General features: G+C 62.5%; 12 protein-coding genes and 2 pseudogenes. 9 read left to right on the top strand and 5 right to left on the bottom strand.

Features of this window, described 5'->3' with window-relative positions; translation table 11 throughout:
• Positions 1–66: 66 nt before the first annotated feature.
• On the top strand, positions 67–960 hold the full coding sequence (locus tag IC40_RS27090; RefSeq protein WP_324604690.1) for a recombinase family protein: 894 nt from the start codon (positions 67–69) through the stop codon (positions 958–960).
• Here IC40_RS27090 and IC40_RS0104470 read toward each other — a convergent pair.
• Together IC40_RS0104470 and IC40_RS27755 are read right to left on the bottom strand one after the other, a co-directional pair.
• Positions 957–2,192 carry an IS256 family transposase gene (locus tag IC40_RS0104470; protein ID WP_030133552.1) on the bottom strand — a complete coding sequence of 412 codons (1,236 nt, stop codon included), beginning with the start codon at positions 2,190–2,192 and terminating at the stop codon, positions 957–959. The two genes, IC40_RS27090 and IC40_RS0104470, sit on opposite strands and share 4 nt — an antisense overlap.
• A gap of 767 nt (positions 2,193–2,959) precedes the next feature.
• Positions 2,960–5,062: a restriction endonuclease subunit S domain-containing protein gene (locus IC40_RS27755; protein ID WP_138158188.1), complete on the bottom strand. Its 2,103-nt coding sequence runs from the start codon at positions 5,060–5,062 to the stop codon at positions 2,960–2,962.
• 323 nt (positions 5,063–5,385) lie between these two features.
• Here IC40_RS27755 and IC40_RS28185 point away from each other — a divergent pair.
• The 7 genes and pseudogenes from IC40_RS28185 to IC40_RS0104410 form a co-directional block, all read left to right on the top strand.
• Positions 5,386–5,516: pseudogene (locus IC40_RS28185) on the top strand (type I restriction-modification system subunit M N-terminal domain-containing protein); the annotation flags it as partial.
• A 71-nt stretch (positions 5,517–5,587) separates the two neighbouring features.
• Positions 5,588–7,618: an AAA family ATPase gene (locus tag IC40_RS0104435; RefSeq protein ID WP_081843315.1), complete on the top strand. Its 2,031-nt coding sequence runs from the start codon at positions 5,588–5,590 to the stop codon at positions 7,616–7,618.
• Positions 7,619–8,393: 775 nt separating this feature from the next.
• Positions 8,394–9,911 (top strand): IS21 family transposase, encoded by a 1,518-nt coding sequence (gene istA, locus IC40_RS0104430; RefSeq protein WP_081843332.1) that lies wholly within the window; start codon positions 8,394–8,396, stop codon positions 9,909–9,911.
• Positions 9,908–10,719: pseudogene (gene istB, locus IC40_RS26410) on the top strand (IS21-like element helper ATPase IstB). Before istA ends, istB begins: the two are co-directional and overlap by 4 nt.
• Before the next feature lie 100 nt (positions 10,720–10,819).
• A complete protein-coding gene (locus IC40_RS0104420) occupies positions 10,820–11,299 on the top strand; it encodes a hypothetical protein (RefSeq protein ID WP_138158187.1) in 480 nt (159 codons plus the stop codon).
• A 248-nt stretch (positions 11,300–11,547) separates the two neighbouring features.
• Complete coding sequence (locus IC40_RS0104415) at positions 11,548–11,994, top strand: MmpS family transport accessory protein (protein ID WP_030133544.1); 447 nt, start codon at positions 11,548–11,550, stop codon at positions 11,992–11,994.
• Positions 11,991–14,858: an MMPL/RND family transporter gene (locus IC40_RS0104410; protein WP_030133543.1), complete on the top strand. Its 2,868-nt coding sequence runs from the start codon at positions 11,991–11,993 to the stop codon at positions 14,856–14,858. The genes IC40_RS0104415 and IC40_RS0104410 overlap by 4 nt, the downstream gene beginning before the upstream one ends.
• Here IC40_RS0104410 and IC40_RS0104405 read toward each other — a convergent pair.
• The 3 genes from IC40_RS0104405 to IC40_RS0104395 all read right to left on the bottom strand — a co-directional run bounded on the left by IC40_RS0104405 (position 14,848) and on the right by IC40_RS0104395 (position 19,414).
• Positions 14,848–15,279 (bottom strand): hypothetical protein, encoded by a 432-nt coding sequence (locus tag IC40_RS0104405; protein WP_030133542.1) that lies wholly within the window; start codon positions 15,277–15,279, stop codon positions 14,848–14,850. The genes IC40_RS0104410 and IC40_RS0104405 overlap by 11 nt on opposite strands.
• 83 nt (positions 15,280–15,362) lie before the next feature.
• Positions 15,363–18,512, bottom strand: a complete 3,150-nt coding sequence (locus tag IC40_RS0104400; RefSeq protein WP_030133541.1) for a bifunctional cytochrome P450/NADPH--P450 reductase — start codon at positions 18,510–18,512, stop codon at positions 15,363–15,365.
• A 53-nt stretch (positions 18,513–18,565) separates the two neighbouring features.
• Entirely contained in the window at positions 18,566–19,414 is an 849-nt protein-coding gene (locus IC40_RS0104395; RefSeq protein ID WP_051644269.1) for an SDR family NAD(P)-dependent oxidoreductase, read from the bottom strand.
• Positions 19,415–19,526: 112 nt separating this feature from the next.
• Here IC40_RS0104395 and IC40_RS0104390 point away from each other — a divergent pair.
• The coding region (locus tag IC40_RS0104390; protein ID WP_157837297.1) for a DUF222 domain-containing protein at positions 19,527–19,838 on the top strand (312 nt) is incomplete at its 3' end.

The following is a 19,838-nucleotide window of genomic DNA, read 5'->3' as shown; positions in this document are numbered from 1 at the left end:
AGACCGGCTTGGCTCGGCGCATACCATGTGAGCCACAGCGCGATTGTTTTCTCGCACATATGCCGGATGTGTCGAGCTTACGGGCGAGTGGGCATGGGCATTCCCGGGTGTCTTGCGGAAATAACATTGACGTCCCTCAATGTTATGCATTATGTGGGGATTTCAGGGAAACGAAGGTCTAAAGGTGTCGCTCCGCCCGACACCGTGGTGGTCTATCTCCCGGTGTCTACGTCTGAGCAGGCTGCTTCGGGTCTAGGCATCGAAGCTCAGCGTGCAACAGCGCGAGCGTATGCAGAGCGTAAAGGTCTGCAGGTCGTCGAGGAGTTCTGCGATGAGGGCATCAGCGCCAAGAATTTGAGCGGACGTCCCGGTGCGTTGGCGGCGCTGGATGCGGTCCGGTCGAAACGAGCTGCGGGCCTGCTCGTGGCCAAGATGGACCGACTGAGCCGTTCAGTCGTCGATGGTGCAGGTCTTATGGAGTTAGCCCGGCGGGAGGGCTGGGCTCTGTACTTCGCTGACCTCGACATCGATACCAGCACCCCGGCGGGCGAGATGGCCGCGACCATCATCATTTCGGGGTCGCAGTACGAGCGTCGACTGATTAGCCAGCGGACCCGAGATGCGTTGGCCGCGAAACGTGCTCGCGGTGAGAAATTGGGTGCAGCTCCCCGACTTCCTCCTGATGTGCTGGATCGGATACTGCGGGAGCGCGAGCAGGGACTGTCATTTCGAGCGATCGGACATGGCCTTACGGAGGATCGCGTTCCGACGTCAAGGGGACACCACCGATGGCTTCCGGCGACTGTTAGGGCGGTGACGTTGAGCGACCATGTCGCCCGGCGCTTGGGTGACGGGGCAGCGGTGTCTGGATCTTCAGTCGCGATAGCGCCCCGGGGAGTGGTGGACTTCGGATCTGAGCGTGGTTACGCGTTGCGATCAACGAGTCGTGGTGAACGCTAGGCGATTTGGTGTTGTTTCGCAACCGCTGCAGCAACCTGTTTCGCGGCGATCACAGCCCGCAGCTCGTCCATGGAGACATCGGAGAGATAGCGGCGGGTGACCTGCCACTCGTCGTGGGACTCGATGACCACCGCGGTGGCCAGCCGCAGAAACGCTGCCGGGTTGGGGAAGATCTCCACGACATCAGCGCGGCGCTTGATCTCCTTGTTCAACCGTTCGATGGGGTTGTTCGACCAGATCTTCTGCCAGTGCGCCCTGGGAAACGCGGTGAACGCCAGCACGTCGGTTTTGGCCTCGGCCATCATCGCGGCCACCTTCGGGAAGCTGGCGGCCAAGGTATCAGCGACACGGTCCCACTGGGCGCCGACCTCGGCGGGGTCGGTGTGGGCGAAGATCGTCTTGACCGCCGCCGTGACGGCCGGAGCGTGCTTGGCCGCGACCGCGGTGTGCAGATTGCGCATGAGATGCACCCGGCAACGCTGCCACGATGAGTTTGTGAACTGCTGTGCGACAGCTGTTTTGAGTCCCGCATGGGCATCGGAGATGACCAGATGCACCCCGGACAGACCGCGGGCTTTCAACGATGCCAGGAACTCGCGCCAGAACTCGAAGGACTCACTGTCACCGACGGCGGTGCCCAGCACTTCGCGGGTGCCCTCGATCGACACTCCGGTGGCCACCACCAGCGCTTGGGAGACCACGTGCGCCCCGACGCGGACCTTGCAGAACGTCGCATCACAGAACACGTACGGAAACGTCGTGTGGGCCAGGCTGCGGGTGCGGAATGCCTCGACCTCCTTGTCCAGGCCGGCACAGATCCGCGAGACCTCCGATTTCGACACCCCGGTCTGCACCCCCATAGCTGCGACAAGGTCATCGACGCTGCGGGTCGACACGCCGTGCACGTAGGCCTCCATGATCACCGCGTGCAACGCCCGGTCGATGCGGCGACGCCGTTCCAGCAGCGACGGGAAGAACGACCCGGCCCGCAGCTTGGGGATCTGCACCTCGACATCACCGGCGGTCGCGGCGATGGTCTTGGGGCGGTGCCCGTTGCGGTGCACGGTGCGTCCGTCGGTGCGCTCGTAGCGGCCGGCGCCGATCGCGGCGCTGGCTTCGGCCTCGATGAGCTGCTGCAGCCCGCTACGGATCAGCTCGGCGAACACTGCGCCCGCATCAGCGGACTTCAGTGCATCGAGATGGGCGAGCAGGGCAGAATGATCCCGGGTCATCGCGTCGTGTGTCCTTTGCGTGAGTCACTTTGGTCGGTAACTCACTGACCACTACGCGATGGCCCACCCCAGCAAGGTCAACAACACACCCCGAACACCGAAGGGTGTTGCGAAACGCAACACTCCATCCGGCCCCCGAAATCCCACCACACCAGGGGACTTACCCAACGCGAGAGATGCCGGGTGATGTGCAGTGGGTAGATTAGGTCGAAAGCTGCTGTCTCACAATAAGATATGCCGATATTCGGAGAACATTAAAGATCTTGGCGAGATCGGCCTCGCGCAAATCTCCATGTTTGGATGCCCGGGATGCCTGAGCCTGCAAAAGTTAGGGCATGACCGACGATGAGCTGGAGCAGTTTGCAGATAGATATCAAGTTCAGTACTGCTCAACCGAAGACGGTGATCGACACGCGATCGTGGACTCTGACCACGCAGACATGACCGGCTGGAAGTGAGAGTTGTGTCGACGCAGCAACGGCGCGAGAGTTTTCCGCTTGATTGCGGGTCTAATGAAGTGCACGAGTTCACTCGCGGCGACGTCGGTTACTTCTTCAGCAGCGGCGTCTGGGGTCCGTATGGATACGGTGATGCTGAGTGGCGGTATCCATGGGTCGCGTCAGTCGAGCATGGTTGCAAGATCATCTAGTGGATTCCACCCGGTGAATCTCACAATCCGCGACGGACCGCAAGACGAAGCGGTGATCTCTAGCCGCGTTGGTGTCCGACATTCATGCCCCACTCGATTCGCGTTTCCTGCGGGACACTCAAGAGTTGCTGATGATCCCAGCTCGCTGAAGTGATTCTTGGAGGTCTGGACGAGCCGTAGTGTGCCCATCTTCGAGACTCTTGACGTCTATGCCCGTTGAGGTCAACCGGTCGATGTGGAATGTCGATGGGTTGCGGCAGATCGGGCATTGCATGGCGATGAGGAATGGGCGCAAGAGATGCAGACGTCGTTCGGCGTCAAGCAGATAGAGACTATGCCGCTCGACTCGCCTATCTGAGCGCATAACTTGGGCGGGCACTACAGCATGGTCCCCACTGAGCTGTCGAAATGTCACCCTGCCTTCGTTCGACAGTTCGTCCCATTCGTCGGACTCGGCGAGGATGAGGGGCAGGTCAACAATGAAGTCGGCGGCAGTGAGTAGCACGATGAGTTCGTTGCGCGCTTCTGCGGTGGCGGTAGGCAGCTCCAGGGCGTCTACTCCTCTGACGTGAGACTCGTCGTTGCGTCGGTTTCGCAATGCGCGCAGCGCTCGGCTTACGTCGTCTTTTCCGACGAACTCGCGTAAGTCGCTCAAGCCTATGAGTTGGTCAATAGGGCTGAAGCGGCGTCCCGAGATCTCATCTAGTACGGCGACCCAGTCGCCAAGTCCGGGGCCATGGCCTCTGCCGAGGTTCTCGCGGATATTCGTAACAGCGCCGACGGGCAGATTGCACTCCCGGGCGAGAGCAAGTGCGATGTTCGCGAGGTACGCGAGGAGAACTTCGGCGGCCTGGAGTATCTCACGGTAGAGATTGTCATTTGTCTCACTGCTTGAGGCTGCGTTGGCTTCAATTCGACGCCATCGCAGCGCAATTGGGTGCGGGTAGAGCGTTCGCACCCTATGCCCGAAATCATCAACGGCTTCTGCCGCTTCAATCTTTGAGCGCAGCCTCCGACTTTCGGTAAGGATGCGAATGCGGCTGGCGGCCGCGGTGGGATCGTCGAAGACAGAGTCGAGGAGGTCTGCTGCCTCCTGTCGCCATTCGTCAGCACGGTTGAGCGCGTGGTGGACTGCAGCCATCGCAGTCTCCATGTCGTGGTCAGGGAGCGGAACCGGTAGGTCGGCGAGATGGGAAACGTTGATAGTTGAACCGGACTGTTCTGTTCCTAGTGCCGTCGACAAGGGTGAGCGGAGATATTCCAGAACGAATGCTTCGGCTAACGGTGATAGCAAATGCTTGGATCTAAGGGTGATGACGGACGTGTTGGCGACGGCAGGCAGGTCGTCATCCGAAATTCTCGCCCAGATGAAGCCTCGCCGGTCGGTGGGATGTCTTAATGCTCGAACAACGATGTCGCCCGCGAAAAGCGGCTGATCGTTGTCGTGTGTCCACCGAGGGTCAGTTTCTGTCGGGGAAATCGTGCCGTCGGACCTTATGTCGCGCCCCGAAATCACTCGCACCGCGCCGTTACGGTGGTCGCGGACAAGATCGGTTGGACGTAAACGAGCGCGAGAAATGTGGAAAACCGCTCCCAGGGTTGCTGCGTCCCCGTATTCCCGCAGGCCATCGCGGCGGCGGGCAATACGCGGGTCGAGATCGCGAAAGCCAAGGCGGACACCAGCCTCAGGTTGCTGGCGCAGCACATAACCGAATTGGGTACTCCCTCCGTCCATCCGGAGCAGCCTGCACATATCCGAAAACACATCGTCCCCGCCCGTCACCCAACCGGGCGGCGTTTCGAACATCCGCAGAAGCCGGGACTCATCAGTCCGCGGAAGCACAGAAACCACGGCGGTACGGAAACTTGGGTGCACTCCGGTGAGGCCCCCGGCGATGTACGCGACTGTGGTCGGTTCCCAGGCCTCGAAGAATCGGCGTCGAAACGTTTCGCCACGACTCGATACCAACGAAAACGCTGGAAACACCATGGTCAGGCCATGTGGCTTAGGTCGTGCAGTGCAACTTAGAGCAACAGCCTCGTGCCGGTCCATCTGCTCGCCAGGTCGACGGTCCCACGGTGGGATGACTACCGCGGGCTGCGTCTCCAGTATTGAGTTGACGCTAGCAATCAACTCGGCCTCGGAAGGTGCATCTCGACGGGCAAAGCCGAGTTCGTTCGGCGCTTCGAGCTGCCAGAGTTTTTCATCGCCATTGGCCACGACGTAGACCGGCGTCGCGACTCCTCCGGAGAAAGCTCCTGTTATCGCCTGTAGCAGCGACCAGATCGGACTACGTTGCAACGGCTGAGGAGGCCGACCCACTGACTCGGACTTAGCCGGTGAGCGTTCAACAACCATGCTCTACGACTGACGGTTGCATTCGGGCAGCGAACATGGGGATGAGCACAGTGTCAGTTTGGCACCCACTAAGCCCTCGGTGACGGCCTTCTAGCGACGCGCGCCGCTTCAAACGACCGCTCTGAGCCATCACGACCGGTAATTGTCAACATGTCACATCTGAATGCGAGGAGAGTCACGCAGCTATGGCGCAGACCAGTGCCATCCTGATCTGGAAGATCGCAGACCGCTGCGGGGGCCGTATCAGCCCAATCAATACGGCGGCACGGGGATCTTGCCGTTCACCATCCTGCGCCGCCTTGACTGCATCCTGGAGGTCACTATTTACGCCAAGACCAATGCAACTACGCTGCACTTCGAGGTCATCAGCGAAGACGCCGACTGCTAATGCATGGGAATTTGGGGGTGGATGTGCGACTAACGAAGGCAGAGTTTAGCGGCTTTGGACGCTTGGCGAATGCCCAGATTAATCTCGACCATAAGGTCGTGGCCATTGTCGGCCCCAACGAGGCAGGCAAGACGACTCTGCTGAACGCGCTGGCTTACATCGATAATGGCGAGTCGCTCTCTTTCGTCCAGCGATCGCGCGGTGTTCCAGGTGACGTCCTCGACGATCATGTCGTCGTTCGAGTCCAATATCGGCTGAACGGTGACGACCAAGATGCCGTTTCGCATCTCGACCTAAACGAGAAGCCAACAGAACTATGGCTGTCCAGGACGGCTGGTCCGAGCGATATCGGCAAAGAGATCGTTCCAGCTCCGTACAAGAATCTCGCCACTCTTGCTTTGGCCTTGAAGGCTTTTAAGGCTGCGGGAACCGATGCGGCCATCGCAGATCTTGAGCCTGCCAACCCGGACGAGGACGGCAATGCAGATCTTGAGCCTGCCAACCCGGACGAGGACGGCAATGTGGTGGAACCCGAACAACGGCGCGCATCGTTCTCAATCCGCCTGAAAGCGGCATTGGACGCGCTCGATTTGTGTGGCGAACTAGGCACCGAAGAGCAGGCCGTCGAACTCGACCCAGCCGCATGGATTGGGGAGTTCGATGAGCACGGTCTCGGCGGGCCCATCCGGTCGGCGCTAGAACAAGTACAAGCGTGGATCCAGAAAGGTGACCCCACCGATGAGGTTGCGAACATTCTCTGGGGCCGCTCACCGGAAATTCTGTTGTTCTCCGACGATCATCGCCTTCTCGCTTCGAGCTATGACCTAACTGCAGAGATTGTCGACACACCGCCTGCAGCGCTGGACAACATCTGCAGAATGGCTGAGCTCTCGCTCGCCGAACTGTGGAAGGCGATTAACAACGGCGACGAGGGAGCTCGCGAGACGCTGATCGAGCTGGCGAATCAAACGCTTCAGAGCAAGTTCGCGCAGGCCTGGAATCAATCGAATGTTGCGGCTCACATGAAGATTAACGGTGTGAGCCTGGAGATCCGGATCAAGCAGGATGGGTACGCGATCACACGATTCGATGAGCGCAGCGCGGGGTTGCAGATGTTCGTGGCGCTGGTGGCGTTTCTTAACCTCAGAGGGCAGGCAGTGCCGCCGGTCCTCTTGATCGACGAGGCTGAGACTCACCTCCACATCGACGCACAGGCCGACCTTGTGAACGAGTTCATGACCCAGACCAGGGCAGCGAAGATCATCTACACGACCCACTCACCGGCCTGCCTACCGCCCGACCTCGGCACCAATATCCGCGCCGTGGTGCCCGACCCCGACAACGGACAACGAAGCCTAGTTGAGGGCAGCTTCTGGACAAAAGGCGTCGGTTACTCGCCACTGATGCTTGCCATGGGCGCGGGTGCGGCAGCATTCTCGGCAGCACGCAAGGTGGTGCTCACAGAGGGTGCCACCGAGATGTTGTTGCTGCCGTCGCTGATCAAAAAGGCAATCGACGCCCAGGATCTGGACTATCAAGTTGCACCGGGCCTCTCGGAGGTTCCCGTCTCGATGTACCCAGAGTTGGATTTGGAAGGGGCGCGCGTTGCCTATCTGGTCGACGGCGACCAAGGCGGGCATGGGCTGCGCCAGGCGCTCATCGATGCTGGTGTCCCGGAGAACCGCATCGTCGCCCTCGGCGCACTCACCCTCGAGAACGTCCTCGACCCGGAATCCTACAAGCAGGTCGTCGTGAAGCTGATCAACGAGGCTGCGCGAGCGGAACGAGTGATCATCTCTGACCTCCCGGATCTACCGGCACACACGACAACACCGTGGCCGAGGACAATCAAGGGCTGGGCTCGATCTGCAGGTCATCCGCTGCCAGGGAAGCGAGTCGTGGCGAGCCGCCTCGTGGAGGAAGGCCTGGCCATTCCGAGTCCGGAAGGAATCGAAATCCTCAAGGCTGCACACGCCGCCTTGAGCGAAGTGCTCAACGGCGGAAGGCCAGAGGATCCTGCTCGAAGCTAGCTCCCCCCGGGAGCATGAGTGCATACGTCAGCGGATACTTGCCGCTCTTTATCGCTCATCGCGTCGAGGTACGATTCGACTTTGCTGCATTGTGCTCGTCAATCTCCTCCGGGTCGGTACCTGCAGGCCAGCCTAACTACCCACAGCCATCGCCGAATCATCAAGGCCGCGACTATCGATGAAGACCTTGGTTGCCCGACGATTATTCGACGATTATGACCGTGATGTCCGGAGATCCTCTTGTAGCGTGGGGTGATGATAATCACTGAAATTGCTTGTATTGCAACAGGTATGCGCTAGATCCGAAATCGGTGGAGCTGCCGCGATATGCTGCTTCCGATAATCCCTTGGTCGCGGGTTCGAGCCCCGCCCGCCCCACTCAACAGCCCCACGTCAGAGGTCTATGCCATCGGTCGATGGGTGGCTTTCTGCTCCGGCTGATGGTTCCTGGGATGGCCACACCATCACGAGCTGGGGGAGCGGCTCTACAGGATCAGGCAAAGATCACTCCGGCGCGGCGCAACTGTTTCAATCTTCGATGTGCAGAATCGCACGCAGGCTATCGGCAACAGCTCGGGGAGAGGTTAATTGCGGCCGGTGGCCCCGCACGGTGTCCGTGGCCATGAAAAAGTACCCACTGGTGGCCAAGTAGAGGTATCCGGTTTTGGCCAGGTAAAAGTACCCACCCCGTGTTCGTCGTGTCGATCAGGAACTGCGGGCCCCGATGGTGACGGTGAAGGCGCCAACCAATCGCCATCACCATCGGGGAGTTCCATTGAAGTCTGCGAAGGACCGCATGGACATCATTTCTGCCTATCAACAGCTCGGGTCGTACCGGGCCGCCGCTGAGGAGTGCGGCACCACTCACCGCACCGTGAAGAAGGTCATCGACAAGTTCGAAGCCGACCAAGCAGGGATACCGCCGCCACCGCGGGCCGAACGGCCCCACAACTACGATGCGGTAGCCGACCTGGTCGCCGAGCGAGTGAAGAAGTCGCACGGGCGGATCTCGGCCAAGCGGCTGCTACCGATCGCCCGAACAGCGGGATATGAAGGATCAGCCCGCAACTTCCGTCGCTTAGTTGCTGGGTCGAAAGCATTGTGGCGCAGTGAGAATCATTCGGGTCGCCGTCCAGCGGTGTGGTCACCGGGGGAATACCTGGTCATCGACTGGGCACAGGCCGCACCCGGGTTGTTCCTGTTCTGCGCGGTGTTGGCGTTCTCCCGGTGGCGATTCGTGCGCTTTGCCACCGACCAGAAGGCCACCACGACACTGGCGCTGATCGCCGAGGCCATGGCCGCGGTCGGCGGGGTCCCAGCGCGGGTACTGGCCGACCGGATGGCCTGCCTCAAAGGTGGCGTGGTCGCCAATGTCGTGGTGCCCACACCGGACTACGTGCGTCTGGCCTCCCATTACGGGTTCGCCCCTGACTTCTGTCACGCCAACGACCCGCAATCCAAGGGCATCGTGGAGAACCTGTGCGGCTACGCCCAACGCGACCTTGCCGTCCCGCTGCTCACCCAGGCCGCGATCGACGGCGTGACCGTCGATGTCCGGTCAGCCAACACGGCCGCGACCGCGTGGTGCACCGAGGTCAACGCCGCGATGCACTCCGAAATCTGCGCTGTTCCCGACGAACGACTGGTCACCGAACACGAACTGCTGCAACCACTGCCATCGCTGCGGCTGCAGGTCGGGCCGGCCTCGGTGCTACGCAAGGTCGACCGGCTCTCGTGTGTGCGGTACGGCTCGGCCCGCTACTCGGTGCCCACCCGGCTGATCGGGACGCACGTGGCAGTGGTGATCGATCACGTTGCGGTCTGTCTGATCGAACCCAGCACCGGGATGATTGTGGCCGAACATGAACTCACCGCACCCGGATCAGCCTCGATCCTCGATGACCACTACGACGGGCCCCGTCCGGCGCCCGATCGTGGGCCTCGCCCGAGAACCACTGTGGAAAAACAGTTCTGCGATCTAGGAGACGATGCGCAGGCGTTCTTAGTTGGCGCTGCAGCGATCGGCAATACACGGCTGGGATCCGAGCTGGAGATCCTGCTGGCTCTGGGCGCGGCCCACGGCGAGCAGGCGCTCATCGCAGCGTTGCATCGGGCGGTCGCGTTCCGGCGGTTCCGGGCCGCCGACGTGCGTTCCATCCTCGCAGCCGGAACGGGCGCACCTGTGCCCCGCCCGGCCGGAGATGCGTTGGTCCTGGACCTGCCCGTCGCTCCGACGCGTTCGCTGGATGCCTACAAGGTCAGCACCGTCGCCGACGGTGAGGTGATCTCATGACCAGGACGACACCGATCACTGATTCCAAACCTGTTGGGCCACCGTCAGTCCCACCACTGTCCGCTGATCTGGATGCAGGGCTACGCCGATTGAAGTTGGCCGCGGTGCGGCGCAACGCACCCGAAGTCCTCCAGACTGCGAAGACCCAACGCTGGACCCCCGAAGAAGTGCTGCGACCCTGATCGAGACAGAACTGGCCGCCCGCGATGCCTCCAACATCGTCAACCGGCTCAAAGCTGCGGCGTTCCCGGTGCCCAAAACGCTGGATTCATTTAACGTCGCATCCTTGTCGATCCAACCGAAGGTCTTCGACTACCTCTCGAGCCTGGAATGGATACGAGCCCAACAGAACCTGGCGATCATCGGACCCGCTGGCACCGGCAAATCTCACACCCTGATCGGGCTGGGAACCGCGGCGATCCACGCCGGGCACAAGGTCCGCTACTTCACCGCCGCCGATCTCGTCGAAACCCTCTACCGCGGCCTGGCCGACAACACTGTCGGCAAGATCATCGAATCGCTGCTGCGGGTCGATCTGATCATCCTCGACGAACTCGGCTTCGCCCCACTCGACGACACGGGCACCCAACTGCTGTTCCGGCTCGTCGCCGGCGCCTACGAACACCGATCCCTGGCCATCGGATCGCACTGGCCATTCGAACAATGGGGCCGATTCCTACCCGAGCAGACCACTGCGGTCAGCATCCTCGATCGACTCTTGCACCACGCCACCGTCGTGATCACCGACGGGGACTCCTACCGCATGAAAGACGCCCGCCACCGAAAGGAGCACCCCAGCACAACCTAGGAACCACCGCACGGGGCGGATACTTTCACCTGGCCACCAGCGGATACTTCAACTTGGCCATTGACAGCACGGCCAGCAACAGTGGGCAAGGGGAGTCGGCATGTCGTTCTATGAACCAGATTGGGCCACCGGTGAGCCGTCGAGGAGGCGGCCAGTCACCGACGTCGTGGGCGGCTGGCTGAGAGAAGAATCCTTCTACCGCGACGTCGTCACCCGATCCCTGTCGATCCTGATCACTGGTGGGTTCGGCTATCTTGCCGCTCTGGCGCTCGGATATGTCGGACGGCCGCCAGGGCAGGCTGTGGTCCTGATCGTCACTGCGCTCTCCCTCTTCGTCACTTCTGCTGTGGCGATCGAGATCATGAATCGCAAGCGATTCGTGATCGGCTGCAGCATCATGTTTGGCTGGTCTGCGGCCGTCATGCTCATCGCTACGTGGCTGGATGACTGGATGCAGGCTCCGGAAGTGTCCATCGGCAGCAAATGGTTCTGGATCATCATGATCCCGACATACGTCGGAGCTTGGAGAATCGTGCTCATCATGCGGCGCCGCGGGTTAGCGCAATCAATGCGCGAATGACGAAGGCCTGTTCCGGTGCCCGTCGAGGGCTTGCGGGTTTGGTCGGGGTCGGCGACCGGTTGTCCAAGCAATCCCGCCCTCATTCATCCTGTGGATCAGCTGCTAAATCCCTGTGAGCGAAGCTCTTTCGGGCGCGGCGATATCTGTTGTGGAGTCCGATTGCATACCGTAGTGTCAACTAAGTTTATTAGCGTTCCTAACGGGATTGCCGCTGCCGGCATCGGTCGACGCTGATGAAAGGGTAACGGATGCAACGGGTTTCCCTCGGAAGCCATTTGATGCGGCGGTGGACGCTCGTCACGGCGGTCGTGGTCATCGCGATCGCCGGATTTGCCGTCTACCGCTTAAACGGTGTCTTCGCATCGCAGGATGTCGTCTCCACGCCCAACGGTGCGGCCGATCAGATCGTCCCGTTCAATCCCAAGCATGTGGTGTTGGAGGTGTACGGCCCGCCCGGGGCGGCGGCGACCATCACCTACCTCGACGTCGACGCCCAGCCGCAGCGCGCCGATAACGTCGGCCTGCCCTGGGCCTACGACGCGACGACCACCCAACCCGCGGTCTTCGTCAACATCACCGCCCAGGGCACCGGCGACTGGATCGGCTGCCGGATCACCATCGACGACGCGGTCAAGGACGAGCGCACCACCGACAACGTCAACGCCTTCACCTATTGCTTGGACAAGTCCGGATGAGCAGCAATCGCATTCCTGATCTCATCCGCCGGTACTCGGTGCTCATCGCGCTGTTCTGGCTGGCACTGGCGGTCGTCACCAACGTCTTCGTCCCACAGCTGGAGACCGTCGCCGAACAGCACAACGTCTCGTTGAGCCCGCAGGACGCACCCTCCCTGCAGGCCAGCAAGCAGATCGGCAAGGTCTTCCAAGAGTTCGATTCCGACAGCTCGGCGATGATCGTCCTGGAAGGTGATCAACCGCTGGGCGCCGAGGCGCACCATTACTACGACGACCTGGTCGCCAAGCTCTCGGCCGACACCACACACGTTCAGCACATCGACAACTTCTGGGGTGACCCGCTGACGGCGGCCGGCTCCCAGAGCTCCGACGGCAAGGCCGCGCTGGTTCAGCTCTACCTGGCCGGCAACCAGGGGGAGTCGCTGGCCAACGAATCCGTCGACGCGGTGCGCGATATCGTTGCCGACAGCCCGCCGCCCGAGGGCCTGCGGGTGTACGTCACCGGCGCGGCGCCCCTGGTCACCGATCAGTTCGAGGTCGGCCGGCACGGCACGCTGAAGACCACCATCATCACGCTCCTGGTCATCGCGGTCATGCTGTTCTGGCTCTACCGCCGCCTCACGACGGTGTTCCTGGTGATCTTCACGGTGATGATCGAGCTGACCGCCTCACGCGGCGTGGTCGCGGTGCTCGCCAACGCCGGGATCATCGAATTGTCGACCTATTCGACCAACCTGCTCACGCTGTTGGTCATCGCCGCCGGCACCGACTACGCGATCTTTCTGCTCGGCCGATTCCACGAGGCGCGCTACGCCGGCCAGGATCGTGTCAACGCGTTCAACACCATGTACCACGGCACCGCACACATCATCTTGGGCTCGGGTCTGACGATCGCCGGAGCCGTGCTGTGTCTGACCTTCACCCGGCTGCCGTACTTCCAGAGCCTGGGCGTCCCGGCCGGCACCGGCGTGCTCGTCGCGGTCATCGCCGCGTTGACCCTGGCGCCCGCACTTATCGCCATCGGCAGGCATTTCGGGCTTTTCGAACCGGCCCGCCCCATGCAAACCCGAGGTTGGCGACGGATCGGCACGGCGATCGTCCGGTGGCCCGGGCCGATCCTGGCGGCCACCATCGCCATCGCGCTCATCGGTCTGCTTGCCCTCCCGCAGTACAAGACGAGCTACGACGCCAAGCCCTACCTGCCGGCGAGCGCTCCCGCCAACGTCGGCTACACGGCAGCGGCGCAACACTTCTCGCAGGCCAGACTCAATCCCGAACTGCTGATGATCGAAACCGATCACGATCTGCGCAATCCCACCGACATGATCCTGCTGGAACGGGTGGCCAAGGCGGTCTTCCACACCGACGGCATCGCCCAAGTCCAATCGATCACCCGTCCACTGGGTACGCCCCTGGACCACACGTCGATCCCGTTCCAGATCAGCGCGAGCAGCGCGTCACAGATCAACAACCTGCCCTTCCAACAGGCCCGCGGCCAAGACCTGCTCAAACAGGTTGACGTGATCAACAATTCGATCGACATCCTGCGCCAGCAGTATGCGCTGCAACAGCAGTCCAGCGCCGTCACCGACGCCCAGTCCAAAGCCTTCGAGCAGACCGTCCAGACCGCCGAGGACCTACGCGACAAGATCGCCAACTTCGACGATCAGTTCCGACCGCTGCGCAACTATTTCTACTGGGAACCACACTGTTTCGACATCCCGATGTGCGCGGCCATCCGGTCGCTGTTCGATGCGCTCGACGGTGTCGACGCCCTCACCGACCAGCTGAACAACGTCTCGGGCAGTATCGCCCAGCTCGACGCGCTACAACCCAAGCTGCTGGCCCTCATCCCGCCGCAGATCCAGAGCCAGGAAACCAACCGCGACCTGACGATGACCAATTACGCCACCACATCGGGGTTGAACGACCAGGCGGCAGCAGCCCTGGAGAACGCCACCGCGCTGGGCAAGGCGTATGACGCATCCAAGACCGACGACTCGTTCTACCTGCCGCCGGAAGCCTTCACCAACCCCGAATTCGTCCGCGGCATGAAGCTTTTCATGTCACCGGACGGCAAAGCGGCCCGCATGATCATCACCCATGACGGTGATCCCGCGACCCCGGAAGGGATCTCGCATATCGACGCGATCCGGCACGCCGCACAGGAGGCCGTCAAGGGCACCCCGCTGGCCGGATCGAAGATCTACCTGGCAGGTACCGCCGCCACGTATAAGGACATTCAGGACGGCGCCAAGTACGACCTGATGATCGCGGCGATCGCCGCACTCTGCCTGATCCTGTTGGTCATGGTGTTCATCACCAGGAGCATCGTCGCCGCACTGGTCATCGTCGGCACCGTGGCGCTGTCGCTGGGCGCGTCGTTCGGTCTGTCGGTGCTGATCTGGCAGGACATCCTGGGCACCGAGCTGTTCTGGATCGTGTTGGCGCTGGCCATCATCCTGTTGCTCGCTGTCGGTTCGGACTACAACCTGCTGTTGATATCGCGGTTCAAGGAGGAGATCGACGCCGGCTTGAACACCGGCATCATCCGCGCGATGGGCGGGTCGGGGGCGGTGGTGACGGCCGCCGGTCTGGTGTTCGCGGCGACCATGGCGTCCTTCGTGTTCGCCGATCTGAAGATCCTCGGACAGATCGGCACCACGATCGCGCTGGGATTGTTGTTCGACACGTTGATCGTGCGATCGTTCATGACGCCGGCCATCGCCGCGTTGCTCGGCAGGTGGTTCTGGTGGCCGCTGCGGGTTCGGCAGCGGCCGGCCAGCGCGACGGTGCGCCCGCGCGCGACGAACCAGCAGTTGCCGCTGTGGGAGGACGGCGACCCGGTGGTGGCTAGGACGTGACGGCGATGCCGTCGAGCTTGCCCCCCATGCGCGCGACGCGGCGCAACTGGGCCGCCATGTTCATCGAGGTGAGCATGGGGATACCGCCGATGAAGGTGCGGAACGACGGATTGCCACCGTGCACATGCAGCTCGTACAAGCAGCCGACGACGTAGAAGAGGCCCATGCAGAACAGCGTGGCCGGGATGGCCAGCGCCAGGGGAGTGCGCGCGTCGGCGACCAGTTCGCGGGCGTAGTCGTACTCGTCCTGGGTGATCGGCTCGCGCTTGCGCACCTTGGCCAGCACCGCCTTGTGGGCACCCACCTGTTCACCCAGCGGGTGCGGCGTCCGGTTCTCCAGTCGGGTGACGTAGACGAAGACGCAGGTGGCGAATACCGCCGCCATGATGCCGTCGAGGATTGTCAGCTCGCCCCAGATCATCGGTGGCCCCTCCTACAGTCCGAGGTGTAGAAGGTTACCTTAGCTAACTGTGTAATGGCTGCGAGTGGGATCACCCCGCCCGATCACCCAGCCCACACATCCTCGACGTAATGATCAGAGGCAACCATGGCCTCCAGCCAGTCACGCGCCCGGTCGTCATCGGCACCGGTGCGGGCCCGGTAGATATCCCGAAACGCCTCGCGCACAGCCGGTGCCATCTTCGCCCCGTCACCGCAGACGAACACATGGGTGTCCTTGGCGGGATCACCGATGAGGTCCCAGACATCATCGGCATCGGCGGCGATCCGGTCCTGCACATAACGCACACCGGCCTCGGGCGCCCGGGAGAATGCCGGTCGCATCGCGACGATGCCCTGCCGTTCGGCATCCTCGAACAGATCGCGGAAGATGTAATCGACGTCGGGATCCCGCACGCCGAAGAAGCACAGCGCCGGTGCGAAGGGGGCGGCACTCTGCTTGGCCGCCAGCCGGTCCCCGAGAAAACCGCAGAACGGTGCCACCCCGGTCCCCGCGCTCACCAGAATCACGTTCTTCTCCGGGTCGGCACCCGCACGAAACGCCTGCCGCGCCGGGTCGACGCGAGCACGAACACAGGCACCGGGGGAGATATCGGCCAGATGGTTGGATGCCACGCCCTTGAAGAGTCCGCGACCGGATCGTGCCGGGGCATCCAGCACGCTGACGATCAGCGCCACCTCCTTCGGCGACAGCCGTGACGATGACGCGATGGAGTAATGGCGCGGGGTCATGGGTTCCAGCATTTCGAGCAGCTCGGCACCGGTCAGAGCGCACGCGGGGAACTCCTGCAGACACTCGATGGGGCTGAGAGGGCACGCCTCGTCGGACTCGGCCAGTGCCTGGAGACGTTCCTGTTCGGGCCGACATGGGTTGGCGGCAGCCAGTTTTCGCAGTTGGCTACGGGTGGCGGGCTTACGTAACTCGACGAAGTGCGTGAGCAGTTCGCGGACGCTGACTTCGCGGTCGAGTGCGATCAGCCGCCGCGACGTGCGCCGCGGGTTGATCGACAACCGTAGCTGCGGGTCGATGCCCAGCAGGTTCACGGCCGCCTCCACCGCCTCCGGGGGATTATCGGCCAGTACCGTCAGATGATCGCCGGTGGAGTAGTCGACGTCGTCGGGAAGGGTCACTCGGACATATCGTTTGCCCTGACCCAGCGAGTTGTCATCGCCGACCAGTTCGTCATTGAGGACGACGGTCATCGGGGTCACCGCAAAACGGGCGTCGATCGCGGCGGTGATCGGTCCGGTGATGAGCGTCAGGTCGTACAACGGTTCGTTGCTGTCGGTCAGTGGCGCGGCATCCGGATCACCGAACAGTTCGGATATCGCCGCCCAGAGTGCCGAGGTGAACTCCTCCAGCGCACCGGTCAGGTCACCCGAGGTGTCGGCGGCACCGCGGGGCACCAACGCCTGGGCGCCGAGGTCGGTCAGCCTGTCGTCGATCGCGATCGGCACCGCCTGATAGGTCTCGGCCCAGTTGTGATCCCCGACGCCGAGGACGGCGAAGCGGGTGTCGGTAGACACCGCCGCGTGGTCGCCGAACAGCCACGTGGTGAACTGCTTGGCGTCGTCGGTGGGTTGCCCGTTGTACGAGGACGCCACGATGAGGATCACATCGGCGTCGGGCAGCCCGTGTGCCGCATCATCGAGCGGTCCGACCGTAGTGGTGCAACCGATATCGGCCGCCTCCTCGGCAAGTTGGGTGGCCAGTGCCCGACACGTCCCCAGGTTCGACCCGTGCAGTACCGCCAGTGTCGTGCCCGCCCGAACCGGCGAGGACGCCGTCGTGCCGTCCGATGCCGTCGGTGCCGCAACCGCCGACATGGTCGGGGTGCGCTCTGCGGAGGTCCGCCGCACCAGATCGACCTCAAAGCCGACCGGTCGCCGACTCAGCGAGCTTTCCCATTGCAGGACATAGTGTTGCGAGTCCACCAGGTGGTACCGGTGCACCAACCGTGCGATCAGCATCGTCGCTTCGTGGAGGGCGAACTGCCGCCCGATACAGGACCGCGCTCCGGTGCCGAACGGTTTGAACAACGCAGGCGAGCGGCCGGCTGTCTGATCCGGATCGAACCGGTCGGGGTCGAACAGTTCGACGTTGTCACCCCACTGTGGCTGCCGATGCAGCGCACCGACCAGCACGGTAACCGCCTCGCCGGCCTTTATCGGGTATTTTCCGCCGATGACGGTGTCGGCCAGGGCCATCCGGTCGAAGGTCAGCACGGGTGGGGACAACCGCAGCGTCTCGCTGATGACCTGGCGTAGATAGCCGAGCTTGCCGATATCGTCGTAGCTGGGCAGGTAGTCGTCGTCGGCACCGAATACCGCGTCGACGTCGCGGCGCACGCGGGCCAGCACCGCCGGGTGGTGGATGAGGTTGTAGACGGTGTTGGGCATGAGCTCGGACGTGGTGAGTTGCCCCGCGATCAGGAACGTCATGATCTGATTGCGAATGTTCGCGGTGTCGAGCGCCGGTCCGCCATCGTGATCCAGCATCACGTAGAGCAGATCCGCACCGGCTCCGGCGGCGCGGTGCCCGGTGATCAGCTCATCGAAGTAGTTGTGCAGCAACGTCCGGCCGGCGATGAATTCTGCTGTCTCACCGTGGGTTACCGCTTCGGTCAGCGCGGACATGAAGCATTGCGGGATCGGCGCCAACCCGTCATGGTCGAATGACGCGAACCGGGCGCCGAAACCGGCCAGTGCCACGGTGTCCATCGCCAGCTTCTGCAGATCGTCGGAGACGTTCACCCGGCGCTGACCCACTCGAGCGTCCCACCGGCTGATCAGCTCGGCGTTGATGTCCAGCATCGCCTCGTGGTAATTGCGCAATCCGGCATAGCTGAATCCCGGTAGCAGGACATCGTGTGCCTTCTGCCAGTTCGGTTCCCCGTGATATGCCGTGAACAGGCCGTCGCCGGCGAGGGGCCGCACGCGGTCGAGAGTCTGGGTGATGTTCTTGGCGAATCTCGTCTCGTCGCAGAGCTCGTCGACAAGATCCATCGAGCAGGCGTAGAGCTTGCGGAACCCGTTGAAGTCGGCGTAGAAGATCGGCCCGTAACGCTCACCCAGCAGGTCGATCGGCAGCGCGTATGGCCGGCCGGCCAGCTCTGCCCCGGTGGGCAACGCATGCCCCTCGGCAGAAACGATGTCATCGAGCGTCGGGGGCAGCGACGGCGCGAACTCGGTCATTTACGCAGCGTAGGACGTTCACCTGACCTTGCCGTCAATAATCGACAATCAGCTCAGTCCTCCTTGCCCAACCCTTTGGCCATGAAGTCCCCGATCGAGAGGACGGCCCGGCGGCGTGACATCAACCGGGTCTGGGCCAGCAGGAACAAGCGGTTGGGCAGGCTCGGCACCACCATGTGCTTGCGGCCCACCGCGGCGAACACCCGACGGACCACATCACGCGGCTCGGAGATGAGCCACTGCGGATACCGGTCGAACATGTCGCCCTGGGTGTTCATCAGCCCGCCGATCATCACCAGGACATCGACACCGGTGCCGCGCAGCTCGTACCACAATGCCTCGCCGAGGCCGATCTGAAAGGCCTTGTTGGCGCCGTATGCGCCGGTGAACGGACTGGACGTGAGGCCCACCCCGGACGCCACCATGATGATCGATCCGCGTCCGCGGCGGCGCATCTGGTTGCCGAACACATGTACCAGGTCGGTATAACCGCGAGAGTTGATATCGATCATCCGGCGGTGGGTGTCCAACGGCATGTCCAGGATCCTGGGTGTCTCCGGCGGGGTGAACATGTGATTGCACACCAACACATCGACATCGACACCGTCGGCCGCGCGCTCGATCCGATCGATGGCCGTGGGATCGGCCATATCGCATGCTAGGACCACCACGTCGACGCCGAACTCGCCGCGTAACTCCGCGGCGCGTGCGGACAGCTCATCAGTGAGGATGTCGACCAGGATCAGATTGAGACCCTCGGCGGCCAATTGTCGCGAAAAGGCATATCCCAGGCCCACATCGCGGGCCGCTCCGGTGACCAGTGCCCAGCCGCCGCGGTAGGCGCTGATGCGTGATCGGCGCAGCGGTTTCAGACGTCGCCGGTGTGCCGGTGCGCGTACCATCTGACTCTCCTCGGGTGGACTGTGCAGTCGAGACACAGTGTCCGTGAAACGCGAGCCCTGGGGTGGGGTTTCGCCCACGCTACTTGTCGGACCCTGTCTTTAGGATTGTGGTATGCCTCCTCCGACAACGCCTTACGCCGCTGATGCGGTGAATTCGGTGTCCGATCGGTTGTTGGCGCTCTATGACGAGGCCGCCGAGTTGGTGGGTCAGCGTAATGCCCTTGATGGTCGGTTGGTGGAGATCGTCGCCGAGATCGATGGTGGCGATGGGCCGTCGTTGTGGGGTGATACGGGGTGTCGGTCGTTGTCGGAGTTGGTGGCGTGGCGGTTGGGGATGTCTCCGCGCAACGCGCAGGTGGTGGTGGCCATTGCCCAACGCTTGGAGGTGTTTCCGCGGTTGGCGGCGACGTTGCGTCAGGGGCAG

It is taken from the genome of Mycolicibacterium neoaurum ATCC 25795, from assembly GCF_000691525.1.
In the GTDB taxonomy this organism is placed as follows: domain Bacteria; phylum Actinomycetota; class Actinomycetes; order Mycobacteriales; family Mycobacteriaceae; genus Mycobacterium; species Mycobacterium neoaurum.
The sequence above is the reverse complement of the archived record's forward strand: the minus strand, read 5'-3'. Positions and strand labels throughout refer to the sequence as shown.